Annotated in this window: 16 protein-coding genes; 6 read left to right on the forward strand and 10 right to left on the reverse strand. The window is 67.3% G+C overall.

The features are described from left to right. Positions 1–143 precede the first annotated feature (143 nt). From QRO95_RS05600 to QRO95_RS05610, 3 genes are all read left to right on the forward strand, one after another. On the forward strand, positions 144–764 hold the full coding sequence (locus QRO95_RS05600) for a hypothetical protein (RefSeq protein WP_032128042.1): 621 nt from the start codon (positions 144–146) through the stop codon (positions 762–764). Between the two features lie 152 nt (positions 765–916). Further along, positions 917–1,801, forward strand: coding sequence for a hypothetical protein (locus QRO95_RS05605; RefSeq protein WP_032128043.1), 885 nt, complete (start codon positions 917–919; stop codon positions 1,799–1,801). 134 nt (positions 1,802–1,935) lie between these two features. Continuing rightward, positions 1,936–2,331: a hypothetical protein gene (locus tag QRO95_RS05610; protein ID WP_285301878.1), complete on the forward strand. Its 396-nt coding sequence runs from the start codon at positions 1,936–1,938 to the stop codon at positions 2,329–2,331. Between the two features lie 35 nt (positions 2,332–2,366). Here QRO95_RS05610 and ribD read toward each other — a convergent pair whose 3' ends face one another. The 6 genes from ribD to QRO95_RS05640 all read right to left on the reverse strand — a co-directional run bounded on the left by ribD (position 2,367) and on the right by QRO95_RS05640 (position 7,103). Then, entirely contained in the window at positions 2,367–3,452 is a 1,086-nt protein-coding gene (gene ribD, locus QRO95_RS05615; RefSeq protein ID WP_285301879.1) for a bifunctional diaminohydroxyphosphoribosylaminopyrimidine deaminase/5-amino-6-(5-phosphoribosylamino)uracil reductase RibD, read from the reverse strand. 132 nt (positions 3,453–3,584) lie between these two features. Further along, positions 3,585–4,106, reverse strand: coding sequence for a transcriptional regulator NrdR (gene nrdR, locus QRO95_RS05620; protein ID WP_004143350.1), 522 nt, complete (start codon positions 4,104–4,106; stop codon positions 3,585–3,587). Between the two features lie 149 nt (positions 4,107–4,255). Next, the gene (locus QRO95_RS05625) at positions 4,256–4,705 is read right to left on the reverse strand and encodes a hypothetical protein (protein WP_110711026.1); all 450 of its coding nucleotides are present in this window, start codon (positions 4,703–4,705) and stop codon (positions 4,256–4,258) included. 27 nt (positions 4,706–4,732) lie between these two features. After that, entirely contained in the window at positions 4,733–5,152 is a 420-nt protein-coding gene (locus tag QRO95_RS05630) for a hypothetical protein (RefSeq protein WP_253143433.1), read from the reverse strand. 66 nt (positions 5,153–5,218) lie between these two features. Next, positions 5,219–6,472: a serine hydroxymethyltransferase gene (glyA, locus tag QRO95_RS05635; RefSeq protein WP_285301882.1), complete on the reverse strand. Its 1,254-nt coding sequence runs from the start codon at positions 6,470–6,472 to the stop codon at positions 5,219–5,221. A gap of 184 nt (positions 6,473–6,656) precedes the next feature. Further along, a complete protein-coding gene (locus tag QRO95_RS05640) occupies positions 6,657–7,103 on the reverse strand; it encodes an RcnB family protein (protein ID WP_049462846.1) in 447 nt (148 codons plus the stop codon). 253 nt (positions 7,104–7,356) lie between these two features. Here QRO95_RS05640 and ettA point away from each other — a divergent pair, with 253 nt between their 5' ends. The 3 genes from ettA (at position 7,357) to QRO95_RS05655 (ending at position 11,628) form a co-directional block, all read left to right on the forward strand. Continuing rightward, positions 7,357–9,021: an energy-dependent translational throttle protein EttA gene (ettA, locus tag QRO95_RS05645; protein ID WP_005412220.1), complete on the forward strand. Its 1,665-nt coding sequence runs from the start codon at positions 7,357–7,359 to the stop codon at positions 9,019–9,021. 164 nt (positions 9,022–9,185) lie between these two features. After that, the gene (locus tag QRO95_RS05650; protein WP_005408048.1) at positions 9,186–10,502 is read left to right on the forward strand and encodes an NCS2 family permease; all 1,317 of its coding nucleotides are present in this window, start codon (positions 9,186–9,188) and stop codon (positions 10,500–10,502) included. A gap of 121 nt (positions 10,503–10,623) precedes the next feature. Next, positions 10,624–11,628, forward strand: coding sequence for a DUF4434 domain-containing protein (locus QRO95_RS05655; protein WP_285301883.1), 1,005 nt, complete (start codon positions 10,624–10,626; stop codon positions 11,626–11,628). On the opposite strand, the gene QRO95_RS05660 is transcribed toward QRO95_RS05655, so the two are convergent. The 4 genes from QRO95_RS05660 to wecB are packed head-to-tail and all read right to left on the reverse strand — an operon-like array spanning position 11,622 to position 19,989. Then, entirely contained in the window at positions 11,622–14,456 is a 2,835-nt protein-coding gene (locus QRO95_RS05660; RefSeq protein WP_285301884.1) for an NfrA family protein, read from the reverse strand. The genes QRO95_RS05655 and QRO95_RS05660 overlap by 7 nt on opposite strands. Then, positions 14,453–16,600 carry a glycosyl transferase family protein gene (locus QRO95_RS05665; protein WP_285301886.1) on the reverse strand — a complete coding sequence of 716 codons (2,148 nt, stop codon included), beginning with the start codon at positions 16,598–16,600 and terminating at the stop codon, positions 14,453–14,455. The genes QRO95_RS05660 and QRO95_RS05665 overlap by 4 nt, the downstream gene beginning before the upstream one ends. Before the next feature lie 6 nt (positions 16,601–16,606). Beyond that, a complete protein-coding gene (locus QRO95_RS05670) occupies positions 16,607–18,808 on the reverse strand; it encodes a hypothetical protein (RefSeq protein ID WP_285301887.1) in 2,202 nt (733 codons plus the stop codon). Then, entirely contained in the window at positions 18,805–19,989 is a 1,185-nt protein-coding gene (gene wecB / locus QRO95_RS05675) for a non-hydrolyzing UDP-N-acetylglucosamine 2-epimerase (RefSeq protein WP_049399830.1), read from the reverse strand. The genes QRO95_RS05670 and wecB overlap by 4 nt, the downstream gene beginning before the upstream one ends. Positions 19,990–20,152 lie beyond the last annotated feature (163 nt).

Genomic DNA, 20,152 nt, shown 5'->3' on the forward strand with positions numbered 1-20,152 from the left:
ACGGGGTCGGATGCCACAGCTGTGACGGCCGTCGCTCGCAATTTGTAAAACTTTCATTAAAATTCTGCCCCGGACGACATGAGGTCGCCACGGGCAGCCCGCTGGGCAGGCCCGCCAAAGGACTGAAATTCACAGGAATTCCCATGCGCAAGATGCTGATCGTGGCCGCCCTGCTGGCCGCCGCCCCGCTCTCGGCTTCGGCCGACGCCCTGAGCTACACCTACGTTGAAGGCGGTTGGACGCAGGTCAAGGTTGACGACAACGCACTGGACGACCCGAAGGTCGACGGCGGCTACCTGCGTGGCTCCGTGGCCATCGCCGAACAGGTCTACGTGTTCGGTGGCTGGTCGCGCACCAGCAAGACCTATCACTACAGCGACGGTTCGCTGAAGGTTGAACTGAATCAGCCGGAGCTGGGCATCGGCTACCACATGCCGTGGACCGACCGCGTCGACTTCACCGCCGACATCGCCTGGGTGCGCCAGAACGCTGAGCTGACCGATCGTTATGACGGCTACAGCGACCGCTACAAGGACCATACCAACCTGGCCCGCGCCACCATGGGCATCCGCGGCAAGCCGTCGCGCATGACCGAAGCCTGGGCCAAGGCCGGTTACATGGACGGCGGCAACAACTACAAGGGCACCTGGGTCGGCACCATCGGTGGCCAGATCAACTTCACCAGGACCTGGGGTCTGGTGGGCGAGATCTCCGGCTACCGCGACGTCACCCAGTACTCGGCCGGCGTCCGCGCCAGCTTCTGATCCAGCGATCGCTCCTCGTCGTGCGATCGAACGGGCCCCGCAAGGGGCCCGTTTTTTTGGCCGCCATACACGACCTCGTGACCCCATCGCGCCATCGAAAGTCCACGCAGATGCGCTAGGCTTGCGCGCCTCTGGAACAGGAAAACACCGTCATGAAGACCCCCACCCGTACTCTGCTGGCCAGCATGCTGCTGTGCGCCCCGCTGATCGCCACGGCCGCCCCGGCCACGCTGTCGCCCGAACAGGCGTTCGACCTGTATGCACGCACCCTGCTGGAAGACGACGCGACCGCCACGCGCGCGCTCAACGACGCACTGAAACCGGCATTCGAAGGCCAGGACGCTGTGACCCCGAACCCGGGTGCGCTGGCCAAGGCATTGGCCGAACCCTGGCAGACCGTACTGGCCAGCACCGGCGCCAAGGTAGACGCTGCAGCCACCGAAGCGCTGTATGCCAAGGCGCTGCGTGATTCGAAGTGCCGCGCCACCAAGAGCGTGATCGAAGACAACGAATACGTTGAAGACCAGAAGCTGGCTCGGATCACCTACAGCTGCCAGCTGCCCGACCTGGGCAAGGTGCGCCCGCTGTTCGCCGCCAGCCTCGCATCCGATGCCAGCCCGGCCTCGCGCAAGCAGTTCACCGATGCCTACACCCAAGCGCTGCAGAGTGGCGCGCGCGTGCCGGTCAGCGGCACCTTCACCCTGTACCCGGCCAAGGACAACGGCTACTGGTACAGCGGCAACTTCGATGACCTGGTGGGCACCGTGGCCGGTGCGCTGGCACCGTTCGAGGACTGGATGCAGGACGCGCAGGCGGCCAACGCGCCGAAGGTGACCGGCGTACCGGGCTGCGACCTGCTGCTGCAGCAGCATCGTGCCTGCGTGGCGAAGATCGCACCGGACCAGATCAGCGGCGTGGACGCCATGGCCGAGGAACTGAAGGCCAAGGCACAGGTGCAGTCGGCCGATGAGATGACGCAGGAGTGCAAGGCACTGCGCCCGATCGCCGAGATGATGTGGACCGACGAGTGCGCGTGAGCCGCGTGTAGAGCCGAGCCCACGCTCGGCTCTCGGTCGCGGATGACGACTGCACCCGCACTTTCAGAACCGTTGCATGGCCCTGTGCGGCCCGCATGGTCAATGCTGTTGCCCTCTTCCATCGGGGCAACCGCATGAAACACCGCACGACGTCGACCATGGTCATGCTGATGGCGCTGCTGGCGTTGACGGCGTGCGGGCAAGCCAAAGTACCCAAGTCCAGGATTACGACCTTCTCGGTCATCCCAGCGGTTGCCTTCGAGTCAACCCTGCTGAGCGACAGGCAGCTGGATGCGTGGATGAGCGAAGACGACGACTGCCACGCGTTCCTGATGTATCACGATCAGTGCGCAGTGCTGGTATTGCCGCATGAGTACGACGACGGTTTTACCCGTCACCAGCTGCGATTGAAGGCGAAGAACCTGCCGGGCGAGGCACTGGGCGCGTACTGCCGCAACCTGCATGCGCTGTGGAAGCAGCAGTGGAAGGGCCAGTGCCCGGTCGGCGAAGAAGACGACGAAGACGCCTGACGACAAGGACGTAGCCCATGCTCTGCGTCATTCCCTCACGGGCGCAGCAGCAGCCTGATGTCCTCACCGACCTGACGCTGGTCAACCACGCGCAGGCGGCGCTGCTGGTCCATGGCATCGATGCCGAGGCCGGCCAGCAGCGGGCGACCGGTATCGCCCAGCAGCGTGGGCGCCTGATACAGCAGCAGTTCGTCCACCCAGCCGCCGTGCAGCAAGGCACCGGCCAGCGTCGCGCCGGCTTCGGTATGCACCTCGTTGATGCCGCGTTCGGCCAGCAGTGCCAACACCGCGCCAAGATCGAGACGGCCGTCAACACTGGGCACGCTGGCGAATTCGGCATCGGCCGCATCCGGTGCACTCACCGCTGCATCGTGCAGGTACAGCGTCGGTGCCCCGCCCTCGCGCACGCGCCTGCATTCGAGCGAGCGCAGGCGCGCATCGAGTACCACGCGCAACGGCGGCATCACTTCGGTGTCCGCCAGGCGCACGGTCAGCATCGGGTCGTCGGCAAGCACCGTATCTGCGCCGGTCAGGATCGCGCCTGCGCGGGCGCGCCAGTGCTGCACGTCCTCGCGCGCAGCCGGCCCGGTGATCCACTTGGAACTGCCATCGGCCATCGCGGTGCGACCGTCGAGGCTGGCTGCCAGCTTCACCCGCAACCACGGTCGGTTGCGCTCCACGCGCGACAGGAAGCCCTTGTTGAGCTCACGCGCCTGCACCGCCATCAGCCCTTCGGCGACCTCGATGCCGGCGTTGCGCAGCAGATCGAAGCCACCCCCATCGACCTTCGGGAACGGATCGCGCATGGCGGCAACCACGCGCGACACGCCTGCTTCAATCAGGGCCAGCGCACACGGCGGCGTACGCCCATAGTGCGCACACGGTTCCAGGGTGACGTAGGCGGTGGCACCGCGTGCTTCGCCGCCGGCCTCGCGCAGGGCGAACACCTCAGCGTGCGGTCCACCGGCGCGCTGGTGCCAGCCCTGCCCGACCACACGTTCGCCGTGGGCGATGACGCAGCCGACCATCGGGTTGGGGCGGGTGGTGTAGGCGGCACGCTCGGCCAGACGCAGTGCGTTGGCCATGTGCAGGTGGTCGAGAACGGAGAACGGGGTGGTCATGCGGCCATGGTAGCGCCGTTGGTGGCGGTGTAGATCCACGCCATGCGTGGATGGGCGCCACTGTGCCAACCAACGGTTGGCACCCACCGAAGCAGATATCTGTGCCAACCAAGGTTGGCATCTACCGGGGCGTCAGCCCTTCTTCTTCTTGGTCAGGGCGATCACGTCGCCCAGCAGCTGCAGCTGTTCGGTACTGGAGGGCAGGTCGCGCTCCAGCTTCTCGATCTCCTCGCGGAAATCGGCCACGTCCTCGAAGCTGCGGTAGACCGACGCGAAGCGTACGTAGCCGACATGGTCGAGCTTGCGCAGTTCGTTCATGACGAACTCGCCGACCTTGATCGAGGGCACTTCGCGCTCGCCGCTGATGCGCAGCTGGTGGACCACGGCGCGTACCGCCGCTTCGATCTTGTCTTCGGCCACCGCACGCTTCTGCAGCGCGCGGTCGAAGCCAGCGCGGACCTTGCGCTGGTCGAATGCTTCACGAGTGCCATCGCTCTTGACGATGGCGGGCAGTTTCAACTCCACCGTTTCCATGGTGCTGAAGCGCTCGCCACAGGCTTCGCATTCACGCCGACGACGGATCGTCGCGCCGTCTTCGGAGACGCGCGAGTCGATGACCCGGGTATCGGCATGTTGGCAGAAGGGGCAGTGCATGGAACGCCTGGCTCAGGAAAGTACCTATTGCCACGGTCATGGCAGCGTCGCAAAGGTACCTGAGAAAGGGCCCCGCAGCAAATGCTGTCTGCGCGGAAGTGCCTGCATTTCGGCCGAACAGAGCCGCCAGCGCGGTCACGGCTGCGCGTTCAACCGGGTGCCGGCGGCGCCGAGGCCGCGCGCGCCCAACGCAGCCACGCCAGATGCCCTGCCATCACCAGCAACGGCGGGCCGAACCCGAGGAAGGCCAGGGTCGAGATCTCCCCGTGCTTGAAGGTGAAGTACAGCGTGGCGCCAACCACGCCCAGCGCGGCCAGGGTCCCCAGCGCCAGGCCGACCCAGGCGACAACCGGCGATTGGCGCAGGCCGCTGACACCGCGCCACAGGAACAGGCCGCTCAGCCACAACCACGACAGCAGGCCGATGATCCCGGCCGACGACCACAGCAGCAGGATCCTGTACTCGTCACCGGTCAGGTACTTGCCATCCCATACGACCATCAGACCCAGCACGGCACCCGTGCCTCCGGCGGCCACCGTGGGCAGGCCCACCAACAGGCCGGCAATGGCCATCCAGCGTTTGTGCAGACGCTCATCCATGCGTTCGGTTTCCTTCCCTGGGCCGCATCATCCGCGGCGTTTGATCCACACCAGCATCGCAGCCGGCACCAGCATCGACGGGCCCAGCAGCAACAAGCCGAGGCCTTCGCCGTGCACGGCGATGCCCCACCACAGCGCCAGCCCCAGCGGCGGCAAGGCGGCGAGACCGCCCGCCAGCAGCATCCACCACCAGAGGCGGTGCACGTGCAGCCCGGCACGCCCCTGCAGCAGAAAACCCGCGCTGAGCCACAACCAGGCCAGGCAGCCGGCAATGCCGGCCAGGCCCCACAGCGGCATCACCGTTACCGAGGCCAGCGTGCCATGACCAAACTGGCCCAGCCCCATCAGCAGCAGCATCGTCGCCGCCGCGCCGCCCATCGCCAGGCTGGGCAGGCCGAACAGCACCGCCAGGACGGTGTAGAGGTACTTGAGGTGGCGCTCATCCATGCGCGGTTACTCCCATACCGGGGTCGGAGCCCTTCCCGGCGGGAAGGGATCCAACCCCTGCTGCGATCAGCCGTAGACCGGGTACTTGCGGCACTGCGCGCTGACGGCGTCGCGCACGCGGGCGATGACGGCGTCATCGTTCGGTGCGTCGAGCACGTCGGCGATCCAGTTGGCCAGATCCACGCAGTCCTGTTCGACGTAACCACGGGTGGTCACCGCCGGAGTACCCAGGCGCAGGCCCGAGGTCACGAACGGCGAACGCGGATCGTTCGGCACCGAGTTCTTGTTGACGGTGATGTGAGCCTTGCCCAGCGCGGCTTCCGCGTCCTTGCCGGACACGTCCTTGCCGATCATGTCGACCAGCATCAGGTGGTTCTGGGTGCCGCCGGAGACGATCTTGTAGCCGCGCGCGATCAGCGTGTTGGCCATCGCCTGGGCGTTCTTCACCACCTGCTGCTGGTAGGCCTTGAAGCCCGGTTCCAGCGCTTCCTTGAAGGCCACGGCCTTGCCGGCGATGACGTGCATCAGCGGACCGCCCTGGATGCCCGGGAACACGATCGACTGCAGCTTCTTGACCAGGTCTTCGTCGGCGCCCTTGGCGACGATGATGCCGCCGCGCGGGCCGCGCAGGGTCTTGTGGGTGGTCGAGGTGACCACGTGCGCGTGTTCCAGCGGGCTGGGATAGACGCCAGCAGCAACCAGGCCGGCGACGTGGGCCATGTCGACGAACAGGTAGGCACCGACCTTGTCGGCGATGGCGCGGAAGCGCGCCCAGTCGATCACCTGCGAGTAGGCCGAGAAGCCGGCCACGACCATCTTCGGCTTGTGCTCCAGGGCCAGGCGCTCGACTTCTTCGTAATCGATCAGGCCCTGGTCGTTCACACCATACTGCACGGCGTTGAACAGCTTGCCCGAGGCGTTCACCTTGGCACCGTGGGTGAGGTGGCCGCCGTGGGCCAGGCTCATGCCGAGGATGGTGTCACCCGGCTGCAGCAGAGCGAAGTACACGGCCTGGTTGGCCTGCGAGCCGCTGTGCGGCTGCACGTTGGCGTAGTCGGCGCCGAACAGCTGCTTCAGGCGGTCGATCGCCAGCTGCTCGGCGATGTCCACGTATTCGCAGCCACCGTAGTAGCGCTTGCCCGGGTAGCCTTCGGCGTACTTGTTGGTCAGCTGGCTGCCCTGCGCTTCCATCACCGCCGGGCTGGTGTAGTTCTCGCTGGCGATCAGCTCGACGTGGTCTTCCTGGCGCTGGGTCTCAGCGGCGATGGCCTTGGCCAGTTCGGGATCGTAGGATTCGATGCGGACGTCACGCGGGAACATCGGGTACTCCAGCAGGCAGGGAAAAGGGGTACGGCTCAGCCCCCGATTGTAGCCCCGCACCGGGCCTGCCGGGGCCGAAACGGACGGGGCCGGCATCCCCGAAGGAATCCGGCCCCGTATGGTTTCGAGTGCGCTGTACCGGCGTACCGGTAGATCCACGCCATGCGTGGAGGTGGCTGCGGACTCAGCGGCTGCTGAGCACGTACTGGGCGATCACACCGGTGGCGATGGCCACCAGCAGCATGTTGCCGCGGTCATCGCGGATCCAGTGGTGGCCATACGGCGGGCGACGCAGGTGATAGCGCGGGTAGTCGTTCACCACATAGACCGGGCCACGGTAGTAGTCGCGGTAGCGATGGCCGACCTTCCAGCCGTAGCCCGGGCCATAGGCCGGGCGGTACACCACACGCGGCGGTGCCGGGCGGTAGTAGCGGTCATGGTCGCGGTGCCACTCGCGGCGATCCTGGCGGTAGTCGCGCCGGGCCTCGCGGCGGTCGCGCTCCCAGTCACGGCGATCCTGGCGCCACTCGCGGCGGTCCTCGCGCCACTCGCGGCGATCATGGTCGCGGCGGTGGTCGTTGTCGGCGAAGGCCGGGGCCACGGCGCCGGCCATTACTCGATTGATGCGCATGTCAGACCTCTGCTCGGGTGGGTGGTGAGCCCATATTGCGCACCCGATCTGAACCGTTTCCGGCTGGAAACGCTTCCCGCTACAGGACTGTGACCGGGTATTCAGGCCGCGGCCAGCCCGGCGCCCCTGCCCGGGCGCGGCCCGGAACCGGTTCCGGCTATAATTGGCGGTATTCCATTTCAGTCTGTGCCCGCTGCCGCAACGGGATGTTCCCGTGACGGGTCGGGCGCAGGGCCGCGCCTACGGAGACCGCATGTCCTCGCAATACATCTACACCATGAACCGCGTGTCCAAGGTGGTCCCGCCCAAGCGGCAGATCATCAAGGACATCTCGCTGTCCTTCTTCCCGGGCGCGAAGATCGGCCTGCTGGGCCTGAACGGCGCCGGCAAGTCCACCGTGCTGAAGATCATGGCCGGCGTGGACACCGATTTCGAGGGCGAAGCCCGCCCGCAGCCGGGCATCAAGGTCGGCTACCTGGCGCAGGAACCGGAACTGGACCCGACCAAGACCGTGCGTGAAGCGGTCGAGGAAGGCGTGGGCGAAGTGCTGCAGGCCCAGGCCGCGCTGGACGCGGTGTACCTGGCCTACGCCGAGGAAGGCGCCGACTTCGACGCGCTGGCCAAGGAACAGGAGCGCCTGGAGGCGATCCTGGCCGCTGGCGACGCGCACACCCTGGAGAACCAGCTGGACGTGGCCGCCGATGCGCTGCGCCTGCCGCCGTGGGATGCCGTGGTCGGCAAGCTGTCCGGTGGTGAAAAGCGCCGCGTAGCGCTGTGCCGCCTGCTGCTGCAGAAGCCGGACATGCTGCTGCTCGACGAACCGACCAACCACCTCGACGCCGAGTCGGTGGAATGGCTGGAACAGTTCCTGGCGCGCTACACCGGCACCGTGGTGGCGGTCACCCACGATCGCTACTTCCTGGACAACGCCGCCGAGTGGATCCTGGAACTGGACCGCGGCCGCGGCATTCCGTGGAAGGGCAACTACACCGACTGGCTGACCCAGAAGGATGAACGCCTGAAGCAGGAAGACAACCAGGAAAAGGCTCGCCAGAAGGCGATCCAGAAGGAACTGGAGTGGTCGCGCCAGAACGCCAAGGGCGGCCGCACCAAGGGCAAGGCCCGTCTGGCCCGCCTGGAAGAGCTGCAGTCGGTCGATTACCAGAAGCGCAACGAGACCAATGAAATCTTCATCCCGCCGGGCGAGCGCCTGGGCAATGCGGTGATGGAGTTCAAGAACGTCTCCAAGAAGTTCGGCGACCGCCTGCTGTTCGACAACCTGAGCTTCCTGGTGCCGGCCGGCGCCATCGTCGGCATCATCGGCCCGAACGGTGCCGGTAAGTCGACCCTGTTCAAGATGATCACCGGCCAGGAAAAGCCGGATACCGGCGAGATCGTGGTCGGCCCGACCGTGAAGCTGTCCTACGTGGACCAGAGCCGCGACGCGCTGGAAGGCAACCACAACGTCTTCCAGGAAATCGCTGGCGGCCTGGACATCCTCAACATCAACGGCATCGAGATCCAGTCGCGCGCCTACATCGGCCGCTTCAACTTCAAGGGCCAGGACCAGCAGAAGATGGTCGGTTCGCTGTCCGGTGGTGAGCGTGGCCGCCTGCACATGGCCAAGACCCTGCTGCAGGGTGGCAACGTGCTGCTGCTCGACGAACCGTCCAACGACCTGGACATCGAAACCCTGCGTGCGCTGGAAGATGCGCTGCTGGAGTTCCCGGGCAACACCTTCGTCATTTCGCATGACCGCTGGTTCCTGGATCGCATCGCGACCCACATCCTGGCGTTCGAAGGCGACTCGCACGTGGAGTTCTTCCAGGGCAACTACCGCGAGTACGAAGAGGACAAGCGCCGCCGCATGGGCGACGACGCTGCGCCGAAGCGCCTGCGCTTCAAGGCGCTGAAGTAAGGCAACAGGAAAGGCCGCGCTCGCGCGGCCTTTCTCCTTTTGGTAGGTCGCCACCGTTGGTGGTGACGCTGTGAAGCGTACCGACCAACGGTCGGCACCCACGTTCTGCATTCGGGTAGGTCACGACCGTTGGTCGTGACGCATTATTGTCGCGAGATTCCCCCATGTCCCTGTTCGAGCGCCTGTTCCAGCTGCAGCAGCACGGCACCACCGTGCGCACCGAGCTGCTGGCCGGTGTCACCACCTTCCTGACGATGTCCTACATCGTCTTCGTCAATCCCGAGATCCTCGGCACCACCGGCATGGATGCGGGCGCGGTGTTCGTGGCCACCTGCCTGGCGGCTGCACTGGGTTCGGCGGTGATGGCGCTGGCCGCCAACTTCCCGGTCGGCATGGCGCCCGGCATGGGCCTGAACGCGTTCTTCGCCTTCACTGTGGTCGGCGCTGCCGGCCTGCCGTGGCAGCAGGCACTGGGCGCGGTGTTCATCTCCGGCCTGGTGTTCCTGGTGCTGTCGCTGACCGGCGTGCGTGCGTGGCTGGTGTCGGGTATTCCGTCATCGCTGCGCTCGGCCATCGTGGCCGGTATCGGCCTGTTCCTGGCGATCATCGCGCTGCAGAAATCCGGCGTGATCGTCGGCAATGAAGACACGCTGGTGGCGCTGGGCCCGTTGAACACGGCGCCGCCGCTGCTGGCGCTGGCCGGTTTCCTGCTGATCGCGGTGCTGGAAGCGCGTCGCATCCGTGGCGCGATCCTGATCGGCATCCTGGCGGTGACCGGCGCCGGCTGGGCGCTGGGCGACGTGCAGTACCAGGGTCTGGTCTCGCTGCCGCCGAGCCTGGCACCCACCTTCCTGCAGCTGGACCTGCCGGGCCTGCTGCACCATGACGGCGGTGCGCCGATCGCGGTGCTGCTGCAGGTGGTGCTGGTATTCGTGCTGGTGGAAGTGTTCGATGCCACCGGCACGCTGTACGGCGTGGTCGGTCGCGCCGGCCTGCTGAAACTTCCGGGCGCGCAGAAGCGCTTCGGCCGTGCGCTGCTGGCCGACAGCACCGCGATCGTGGCCGGCTCGATGCTCGGTACCAGCAGTACCACCGCGTTTGCCGAAAGCGCCTCGGGCGTGCAGGTAGGTGGCCGTACCGGCCTGACCGCACTGGTGGTATCGGCACTGTTCCTGGCCGCGCTGCTGTTCTCGCCGCTGGCGGCGATGGTGCCCAGCTATGCCACTGCGCCAGCACTGCTGTTCGTGGCCGGGCTGATGCTGCGTGAGCTGGTGGAAGTGGACTGGAGCGACCTGACCGAATCGGTGCCGGCGGCACTGTGCGCGCTGGCGATGCCGTTCACCTACTCCATCGCCAATGGCCTGGCGTTCGGCTTCATCGCCTATGCCGCACTGAAGGCCGGTACCGGGCGCTGGCGCGAAGTGCATCCGGCGGTGTGGCTGGTGGCGGTGCTGTTTACCCTGCGCTACGCATTGGAGTAAGCGTTGGGCGGTGCCGGCCAGCGGCCGGCACTACCAGAGCACGCTTCGGCCAGCGGCCAGCGGCCGGCGCTACCGGGCGCTGGTTCACCTGCTGCGCACGGTGCTCTGGGATGATGCGGGCATGGTTCGGCCTGACCTTCCCGCGGATCCGTCTTCGCCGTTGCGCCGCCGGCTGCTGCGTGCGGCAGTGCTGGCACCGCTGGCCGCTGCGCTGACCACCCTGCCCGGCTGCTCGTTGCCGGTGCAGGTCGATGGCACCTTCCTGCAGCCGTGGCGCAGCCACCTGCAGTGGGGCCTGGCCGACTGGCAGCGATCCTTGAAGCTTGCACGTACGTTGGGCTGCCGGCAGCTGGTACTGCAGTGGACCGGCATCGTCGGCGGCAGCGATGGCGACTGGTCGTTGCCGGACAGCAGCCTGCGGCAGCTGTTCACCGCCGCCAGCGAGAACGACATCCGCATCCGCGTCGGCCTGCCCTTCCAGCAACGCTGGTGGCAGGCCATTGGTGCCGACGATGCCACGCTGCAGGCCTTCCTGGCCGACAGCCTGGCGCACGCACGCCAGTGGTTGGCACAGGCGCCCTGGGCGCAGCAACCCGCCTTCGGGGGCTGGTACCTGCCCTACGAACTGGAGCAGTACCACTGGGCCGATCCGGCACGCCAGCAGTGGCTGGCACAGTGGCTGCACGGCCTGGTGCAGGCCGCCAGCGCACGCGGTGGTGACTGCGCGATGTCCTGCTACTTCAGCCGCCTGCAGACCGACGGCAGCCTGGTCACGCTGTGGCAGGCAGTGCTGGCACAGGCAGCGCTGCGGCCCATGGTGCAGGACGGCGTGGGGGTGGCCGGCGCCGGCAACGTGCAGCAGATGCAACCGCTGCTCGATCATCTCCATGCCAACGGCATCGGTTTCGATGCGATCGTTGAACTGTTCCGCGAACTGCCCGGCGGCCCCGCCGACGGCAGCGGATTCAAGGGCGAAACGGCCGATGCCGCACGCATCCAGCGGCAGTTGGCATGGGCACGCGACAGCGGCGCACAGCACGTGCTGGTCTATGCATTGGAGCCATGGCTGACCCAGGACACACCGCAGGCCGCAGCGCTGCGGCGACGCTGGGGCCTGCCTCAGTAGTAGAGGATGGCGGTGGCGAACAGGCCCTTGGCGCGCTGCGTATCACCGCCGCCGATCGCGAAGCGGTACTGCACGGTCAGGTCCAGGTAGGAGCGCGGCGTGTTGTAGTGGTCCTCGCGGAACCAGTAGCGCACGCCCACGCCCGGTCCTGCGCCAAGTGACCAGCTGCGCTGCGTATCGTTGAGCGCAAACGACTGTGCCGGGAACAGCGGGTAACGGATATCGCGCACGCGCGAGCGCTGGTCGAGCCAGTCCGCCCCCACCACCACATACGGCGTGACCACCCAGTGGGTCTGCCCGGCGCCGAAACGGAAGCTGCGGCCAGCACGCAGTTCACCGGCAGCGAACCACTGTTCGCGATGCAGGCGCCCGTTGGCATCGCCGATCCGCCGCACCGGCGTGCCGTTGGCATCGTGCGCGTCGAGGGTGAAGGTGGCACCGTTGTCGTCCCAGGTATATCCCCCCTGCGCATAGCCACTGACCATCCACCACTGGTTCACATCGGTGCGCAGATCGGTGCCGTGGTAATAGCCGTAGGTCAGGTAGGACATCCAGCCGCCGGAACCGCTGGCCAAGCGGTAGCGCGCCAGCGTGCTGGCTTCCAGTGGCCGGTTCAGTGCCAGCTGCAGGCGGCACTGCACGGCCGCCGATGCGGGGTAGACCTCACCCTGGCGGGTTGCGCTGCCGAGGAACTGGCGGCGCTCGATGCCGGCGCTCAAACCGGTCTGGCCAAAGGCGTAGCGCAGGCCGAACGAGGCGATGGTGGACGGCCAGCCGGTGGTCGAGCGCGAATGACTGAGGCGCTCGGCGCGTGCACGCGCATCCGGCGTTGATTCGCCGGTGCACGGATCCACCGCACGGATCGACTCGTAGGTGCCGCCCTCGTCGTACAGCGTGTTGAGCAGGCGTGCGTAGAGCTCCAGCGTGCCATGCTGGTCATTGAACGCTGGTGGCCGCCAGAACGCCTCCAGCGTACTGAACACCGAATCACCCGGCGTGCTGATCGCTGCGCCGCCGACATTGGTCGCGGCCTGGCGCGCACCCCGGAAACCCGCCGAGGCGACCACGCCCCACTCGCGTGAATAGTTGGCGATGGCATTGCGCACGTTGTAGCGCTGATGCTCATCCAGCGGCAGCTCACCGACGTCGGCGCGGTCGATGGCGCTACGCAGCAGTGACACCGCCTGCGGATGATCGCCGTTGGCTGCGCTGGCGTAGGCCTGGTCGAGCACCACGCTTTTCGGTGCCTTGCCGGTGGCCTCGGCGGCACGGAAGTCGGCCAGTGCCTGCGCAGGTTCGTGCGCCTTCTGGTTGAGGTAGCCGCGCTGCATCAGCGCCTCCGCATCGTCAGGACGCTGTGCCAGTGCCGCATCCAGGCGCTGCCGTGCTTCGTCCTGCTGTGCGCGGTTGCCCGCTGCCAGCGTGGTGGTCAGCAGGGCTTGCAGGTTCGCGTCGTCCGGTGCGAGTTGCACGGCCTGCCGTGCCTCACCGATGGCATCGGCGTAGTCCTCGCGCGCGTAGGCAGCATAGGCACGCTGTGCGGCACCGCCGTCGCCCTGCAGGTCGGCCGGCATCAACTCGCAGACATTGCCTGTGTCGCCCGACTGGCAGTGCTGGAACGGCGCCGGATAGGTCTGCGCGCTCATACGCGGAAGCTCGCGACTGGAGCGGATCGCCCGGCTGCGTTGCTCGATGCCCTGCTGCAGAAGCTGCCGTGTCCGTGCATCGCCTTCAGCTGGCGGTACCGCCGCCTGCAACGGTGCCAGCAGTGCAGCTGCGCGTATCCGATCACCTGCGGCCAGCGCTGCATCCACCGCCAGCAGACGCACGTTGCGCTGCTGCATGGATGACCCGGGCGTGGCGAGTGCCGCATCGAAATCCTCATTGGCCCGCAGTGAACTGCCCTGGCGCTGGCGCAGGTAGCCGCGCATCACCCGTGCATTGAGATCCTGGCCGTCGGCCTGCAACGCCTGATCAGCACTGTGCTCAGCGTCGGCCAGCTGATCGCCCTGCAGCTGCGCGGTGATCAATAGCAGCCGGTATGAAGCCACGTCGGGGGCCAGTTCCACGGCAGCGTGTGCATGCTCAATGGCGGCGGCATCCTCGCCTGCGGACAGCGATTGATAGGCCTGCTGGGCCTGCAGCAGGGCGCGTTGGCGACCCAATGCCACGCGCCGCGTGCGCAGCGCCTCGGCATTCGGTGCACCCAGCTGCAGCGCGGTGCCGATGGCGGCGTCGGCCTGTTCGGGCTGTTGCTGTGCCTCCAGTGCCGCCACCCACAGCAGGGCCCATGCGCCCTGTTTCGGCTGCTGTCGGAACGCCTGCTCGGCCTTGCTGGCCGCCTCTCCCATCCGCCCGGCGTCATAGGCCGCGTACGCCTCGGTGGCCAGCGCGTAGGCCTGCTGCCTGCTGCGGTCTGCGGCGCTGCCGACCGGACGCGATGGGGATGTCGTGCGCGCACCTTCGCCTCCGGTTGCCGCGCTACGTGCAGCGGTGGCAGCCGCCAGCGCCGGCAAGGCCGGATCCTTCATCCCCGCGTCCAGCGCACGCCGCGCCTGCTGCTGCGCTTCTGCGCCACGCCCGAGCTTCTGCAGCGCATAGATCTGCAGCAGGCGCAGCCGCACCACATCCGGGCGCAGCCGGATCGCTTCAGTGGACTGCTGGTACGCCGCTCGGTAGTCACCACGCTCATAGGCGGCAAACGCCTGTTCGGCGATACGGTAGGCAGCTCCAGACAATGGCAGCTGCGCATCGGCCTGGGCCTGTACCGATACGCTGGCCGTGGCCAACGCGACAGCAATGACGGTGGACAGCAGCGTGGTCTTCATGCCGGCAAGGCTCCGGGAGGCGGTGACTGCAGCGTGGCCGCACGCCGGCGCTGTTCCTGCATGGCCTGGGCCACGGCCTCCTCGGTGGTGATGCCCTGCTTCACCAGGTAATCGCCGATACGGCCGTCGCGCTGCGGCATGTAGTCGTCCAGTGCGATCTCGAACCGCGCGTGGTCGATCAGGCGCATCTCCACCAGCAGGTCACCCAGCAAGGGCACGTTGTCCAGGTGCCACTGCCGGTCGCCGCCGATCAGGCGCAGGCCCGCGTTGATTTCGCTTTCGCGGGCGATGCTCTGTTCAACGTGCTCGCTGCGGGTTTCCTGCTTCAGCAGTGCCAACGCCTCTTCGGGCAATGGGCTGGCCACGGCCAGCCGCAGGGTGCCTTGCTGGCGCGGTGGCAGTGGCAGCATGCGCCATTGCACGCAGGCATCGGCACTGACCGGGAACTGGCAGGCGCGCAGGTAGTCCACGTCGATGACCGCGCGTGGCAGGTCGCCCTGGAAGGCGATCGCCTCGGCCAGCGTTTCATCATCCAGCCAGCCCTGGGTGAGCAGGATGCGGCCCAACGGCTGCTGGCGGCCTGCCTGCTGCTGATCCAGCGCCTGCTGCAGGCGTTCGGGTTCCACCGCCTGCCAGGTGCTCAACAGCTCACCGAGCTGCTTGCGGGTCTGCACCAGCTGCGCCGCATCCGGGAAGTCGTGCATGGTCTTGTCCCAGACCATGCGCTTGCCGAACAGCAGGTAGGCCAGGAACACCTTCCACGCGCGTGCGGTGGCCATGAAATTGATCATGTTGCCGACCACCATGCGCGGGATCGACATCAGCGCATGCTCCCAGCCATACAGCCGGTTGACGAAGTAGAAGCGCTGCACGACGCGGGTCGCCAGCGCCGCCGTGGTCAGCAGCGCCACGTTCATCTGCCAGGTACCGGCCTGGAACACGCTGGGAAACTGCATCGTCCACAGCCCGGTCATCTTCAACAGCCAGAACAGCAGCAGCTGCAGGAAGATGACGTAGGCGATGATGCTGACGAACGAGGTGATGATGCCCTTGCGGTCGCGCGCCAGCAGGTACTTGGTGGCCAGCGAGCCGCGCCAGCCCAGCGACTCCCAGCTCTGCAGGCCGATGCCCAGCACCCACCGCGCCTTCTGCCGGTACGATGCGCGGAAGTTGTCGGGGAAGTACTCGCGCACGCACAGCGCCATCTGCTGGGTGCGCTCGCGTACCGGGCCCCAGCCGAACCAGGACGGGCGACGCACGCGGAACTGCACCGGGAAGCGGGCGAAGATCGACTGCATCCCCATCGCAGCCAGCCGCGCACCGACGTCGTAGTCCTCGGTGAGGCTGTCGGTGTTGAAGGGCTGGTTGTCGGTCTGCGCGCTCAGTGCCAGCAGCGCGCGCCGTGAGAAGCAGGTGCCGACGCCCGCCGACGGCACCATGCCGGAAACACTTTCGCGCACCACCAGATCCTTGGCATGCCATTCGGCGAACTCGTCCATGTAGACGCCGGCCACCAGTTCGTACCACTCGCGGTCCAGCGAGGTGACCGGCAACTGGATCATGTCCTTGCGCGGCAGCAGGTAGTTGTAGAAGCGCAGTTCCATCGGGTGCAGCACGTCCTCGCTGTCGTGCAGGATCACCCCGGCGAACTCGATGTCGTGGCGTTTCTCGTAATCGAAGATGGCCAGGATCAGCCAGTTCAGGCAGTCGGCCTTGCTGGTCGGCCCGTCATGCGGCACTTCCACGCGGCGCAGGCGCTTGTAGCGGCGGCGCATGCGCTCCACTTCGTCGATGGTCTGCTGGTCGTTGGGATAGGTGCCGACGAACACCACGTACTCGCGGTAGTCGAGTACGTTGATCATGTTCTCCACCATCTGCGCGATGACGTCGTACTCCATCCACGCCGGCACCATGATCGCCAGCGGCTGTTGCGGCCGCTGCAGCAGGTCTTCCTGGCTCAGTGGCCGGTACGCCTCGCGACGCTTGATGGTGAGCGCCCGCCAGCTCTCACGCACCCAGTACCAGACATCGATGAACAGGTCATCGAGGCTGGAGATCAGGATCAGCACGGCCACCGCCGCCGCCGTGGTTTCCAGGGCAGCGTAGTAGTTGGCCAGCTGGATGTTCCAGAACAGACCGTCCACGGTGGATCAGTGCCCTGTGTTGGCGGACTTGCGGCGGCGCACCTGGGTAACGCGGGCGGCCAGCAGCGCGAACACGATCACGCCGACCAGCAGCAGCAACCAGACCATGTGCCGTTCCCACTTCGATTGCGGATTGCCGTCCTGCGCGATACGCGTGCCATAGGGATCCTGGCGGTCGAATTCGCGCACGGCATCACTGCCGTCGAGCACGGCGAGATCACCGCGCAGCAGCCGGAACGGTGCGCCGAACGGCGGTGCCTGTGCGCCCAGGTCGCTGTACAGCACGCCGAGCTGGCCGCCGGAGGTGCCGACCTGCACCACCGCGGCACGATCCAACCCGCTGACATCCAGCAGCGGCTGCGGCTTCCCGCCGATCAGCAGATGACCGTCCTTCAGGCCGGCCACATCGACACCCGATGGCGCCACACCGAACGCCAGCCACGGCGCACCCGGGCTGACCGCCGCACCGGCATCGACCACCTTCAGTTCCGACGCCTCCGGCGAGGCACCCACTGCACTGGCCACCGCAATCACCTTGCGCAGCGATGCCGGTGCATCCTGCAGCCACGTGGCAGGCACGAACACCTGGTTGCCGCGCGACAGCTGACTGCTGGCGCCGACGAAATCACTGCCCAGCGACCGCTTGGCCAGGGTCAGGTGGCTGCTGGGCAGGATCGAGACCGGATAGGCGGTGGCGGGATCGTGGCAATAAGGTCGTGCCGGCTGGCGCAGGAAGCTGACGCGGATCTCGTTGCGCGCCGACAGCGCGTAGGCCGGCACCTTGGCCACCAGCCGTTGCGGCTGGCCATTGGCCGACAACACCTTGCCGCCCAGCAGGTAATCGTTGAAATGGATCGTGGCCACCGCGCCCTGCCCGGCGGCGTTGGGCGCCGCCGAGACATCGATCACCACTTCCTCGGGCAGGCGCCCATCGGCCGACAGCGCGCCGAGGTCGAAGGTGGCACTGCGGTCCGCGCGGGTGACCACATCCATCGTACCGGCGATGTTGCCGAGCCGGCTCAGCAGCACCTGGTCTCCGTCCAGCTTCGGTGTTCCCGCCGCGCTGACCTGCAGGCTGCGGCCCAGCGCATAGCTGCGCCACTGTTCGGCGAACAACCCGGCGACCTTGCCCGCCGCCGCCGGGTCGACCACCAGCGTCGGACGGCCAGCAACGGCGACCACGCTGACCGATGCGTTGGCCGTGGGCTTTTCCAGGCCGCCCATATCGGTACCGCGCCACGCCGCGAAGGCAGCGCCCGCATCGGCACCCGTAGCCGCAACCTGTACGGCCAGCGCGTCCAGTGCCGCGCGTACGCCGGCCCACAGCGCATCACTGCCGATCATCACGTCAGCGGCCAAGGGCCCGCTGTCACGCAGCGACAGCAGCGCGCCCACTTCGGCCAGGTCCTTGATCGCATGCGCACGCTCGCCCCTCGCCAGCGCAGCGTAGGCCGGCACGCCCTGCAGGCTGGCCGGGATGCTGATGCCGGCCAGGTCGACACTGTCACCGACCTTGGGCAGCGCCACCACCTGCACCTGCTTGCCACCGGCCTGCAACGCGGTACCGACGCGCCAGGCGGCATCGTAGGCCGGCGCCTGCAGCGCCTTGCCGTCCACCAGCAGGCGCACCTGCGGTGGCAGCGCACCCCAGGCCTTGGCCACGGTGTCCACGGCGCGGCCGTCGAAGCGGTAGCTGAAACGCGAGTCCGGCGACAGCCGCAACACGTTGGCCGGCGCGCTCTGGTCGGCACATTGGTAGTCGGAGACGATCGACCACCAGCCGACGCCGACCCGCACGAAGCCGTTCTGGCGAGGTTCGCCATCAATGGCCAGCAGCTGGCTGGCGTCGCCCTGCGCGTCGGTGATCGAGCGCGCGGCGATCGGATCGCCATCGACCGACCACAGGCCGGAAGTGCGCCCGGCGTGGCCGCGCACATAGCGCCCGTCCAGCTGCAGCTGCGCATCGCGGGTGGCGACGCCGGCCGGCACCGGCAGGTAGACCTCGCGCTGGCTCTCCTGCCCGCTGAGCACCAGCGGTTGGCGGAAACCGAGTTCACGCAAGGTCATCTGCCGGTTGACCGTGCTGTCGCCGCTCCATTCGGCGAATTGGCCGGCGACGCTGTCGGCGGCATGGGCACTGGCAACCACGCCCGACAGGACGAACGCGGCGGCGGATGCAAACAGGGGAGAGCGGCCGGTCTGGGTCATGGCGTCACTTCGCGTGGATGGGAGTGGGCGGCACCGCTGTTGCGGAGGCCGGGCGAGAATTCGGGAAGGGGCGTGCCACGCAGGGCGGCGACGATGCGCGCGCTGGCACGGCCATCGCCGTAGGGGCTGGCGTCGGGATCGAAGCGGGTCGGGTGCGGTGGTTGTGCCAGTGCCGCGTTGACCGCCTCGACAATGCGCGAGGGCCTGGTGCCGACCAGCGTCACCACTCCGGCCTCGACCGCCTCCGGGCGTTCGGTGACGTCGCGCATGACCAGCACGGGCTTGGCCAGCGCAGGCGCTTCTTCCTGCACGCCACCGGAGTCGGTGAGGATGACGTCGGCGCGCTGCATCAGGCGCACGAAGCGCAGGTAGTCCTGCGGCGGTACCAGGTGCACGTTGTCGAGATGGCCGAGGTGGGCGTTGACCGGGCCCTGCACGTTCGGGTTGAGATGCACCGGATACAGCACCTGCAGGTCCGGCCGCCGGGCCAGTTCGGCCAGTGCACGGCAGATGTCCTCGAAGCCCTGGCCGAAGCTCTCGCGACGGTGGCCGGTGACCAGCAGCAGGCGACGATCGGGGTCAAGCATGTGGAAGGGTTCGTCAGCCCGCGCACGCAGCGCCGGGTCGGCATCCAGCCGCTCTACGGTCTGCTGCAGGGCATCGATGACGGTATTGCCGGTGACCAGGATCTGCCCGCCCAGGTGTTCACCGGCCAGGTTGGCGCGCGAGCTGGGCGTGGGCGCGTACAGCTGGTGGCCGACCACATCGATCACCCGCCGGTTCATTTCCTCCGGCCACGGCCGGTTGATGTCGCCGGTGCGCAGGCCGGCCTCGACGTGACCGATCGGAATGCGGTGGTGGAACGCGGCCAGTGCGGCGGTCATCGCCGTGGTGGTATCGCCGTGCACCAGTACCCGGTCCGGGCGAACCTGCGTGTAGAGCGCGTCAAGCCGTTCGAACAGCTTGGAACACAGGCCATTGAGCGTCTGGTTGGGCACCATGACATCGAGGTCATGGTCGGCGGTGATCGCGAACAGCGACATCACCTGGTCCAGCATCGCCCGGTGCTGGCCGGTGATGCAGACCACCGATTCGATGTCCGCAGCCTCCGCCAAGGCCCTTACCAGCGGCCCCATCTTGATCGCTTCCGGTCGCGTGCCGAACACCGACAGGACCTTCATCGCAGCGCTCCGAAAGGCCGGCGCGAGGGAATGCCAGGAGCTGTAGCCACGTCTGGATCCTTTCGGCGTTCCCGTCCAACACCCGCAGGCAGGAGACGGTCACCTCATGAGGAAACTCCAAAATCGCGACGTACATCACATTCGAATGATGGTACGTGCGTCG

This window comes from Stenotrophomonas maltophilia group sp. Smal13 (assembly GCF_030236855.1).
Lineage (GTDB): Bacteria > Pseudomonadota > Gammaproteobacteria > Xanthomonadales > Xanthomonadaceae > Stenotrophomonas > Stenotrophomonas maltophilia_A.

Bases quoted from the DNA above. Each gene is read 5' to 3' on its own strand.
- QRO95_RS05600 (WP_032128042.1), top strand. From the start codon at position 144: ATGCGCAAGATGCTGATCGTGGCCGCCCTGCTGGCCGCCGCCCCGCTC.
- QRO95_RS05605 (WP_032128043.1), top strand. From the start codon at position 917: ATGAAGACCCCCACCCGTACTCTGCTGGCCAGCATGCTGCTGTGCGCC.
- QRO95_RS05610 (WP_285301878.1), top strand. From the start codon at position 1,936: ATGAAACACCGCACGACGTCGACCATGGTCATGCTGATGGCGCTGCTG.
- ribD (WP_285301879.1), bottom strand. From the start codon at position 3,452: ATGACCACCCCGTTCTCCGTTCTCGACCACCTGCACATGGCCAACGCA.
- nrdR (WP_004143350.1), bottom strand. From the start codon at position 4,106: ATGCACTGCCCCTTCTGCCAACATGCCGATACCCGGGTCATCGACTCG.
- QRO95_RS05625 (WP_110711026.1), bottom strand. From the start codon at position 4,705: ATGGATGAGCGTCTGCACAAACGCTGGATGGCCATTGCCGGCCTGTTG.
- QRO95_RS05630 (WP_253143433.1), bottom strand. From the start codon at position 5,152: ATGGATGAGCGCCACCTCAAGTACCTCTACACCGTCCTGGCGGTGCTG.
- glyA (WP_285301882.1), bottom strand. From the start codon at position 6,472: ATGTTCCCGCGTGACGTCCGCATCGAATCCTACGATCCCGAACTGGCC.
- QRO95_RS05640 (WP_049462846.1), bottom strand. From the start codon at position 7,103: ATGCGCATCAATCGAGTAATGGCCGGCGCCGTGGCCCCGGCCTTCGCC.
- ettA (WP_005412220.1), top strand. From the start codon at position 7,357: ATGTCCTCGCAATACATCTACACCATGAACCGCGTGTCCAAGGTGGTC.
- QRO95_RS05650 (WP_005408048.1), top strand. From the start codon at position 9,186: ATGTCCCTGTTCGAGCGCCTGTTCCAGCTGCAGCAGCACGGCACCACC.
- QRO95_RS05655 (WP_285301883.1), top strand. From the start codon at position 10,624: ATGGTTCGGCCTGACCTTCCCGCGGATCCGTCTTCGCCGTTGCGCCGC.
- QRO95_RS05660 (WP_285301884.1), bottom strand. From the start codon at position 14,456: ATGAAGACCACGCTGCTGTCCACCGTCATTGCTGTCGCGTTGGCCACG.
- QRO95_RS05670 (WP_285301887.1), bottom strand. From the start codon at position 18,808: ATGACCCAGACCGGCCGCTCTCCCCTGTTTGCATCCGCCGCCGCGTTC.
- wecB (WP_049399830.1), bottom strand. From the start codon at position 19,989: ATGAAGGTCCTGTCGGTGTTCGGCACGCGACCGGAAGCGATCAAGATG.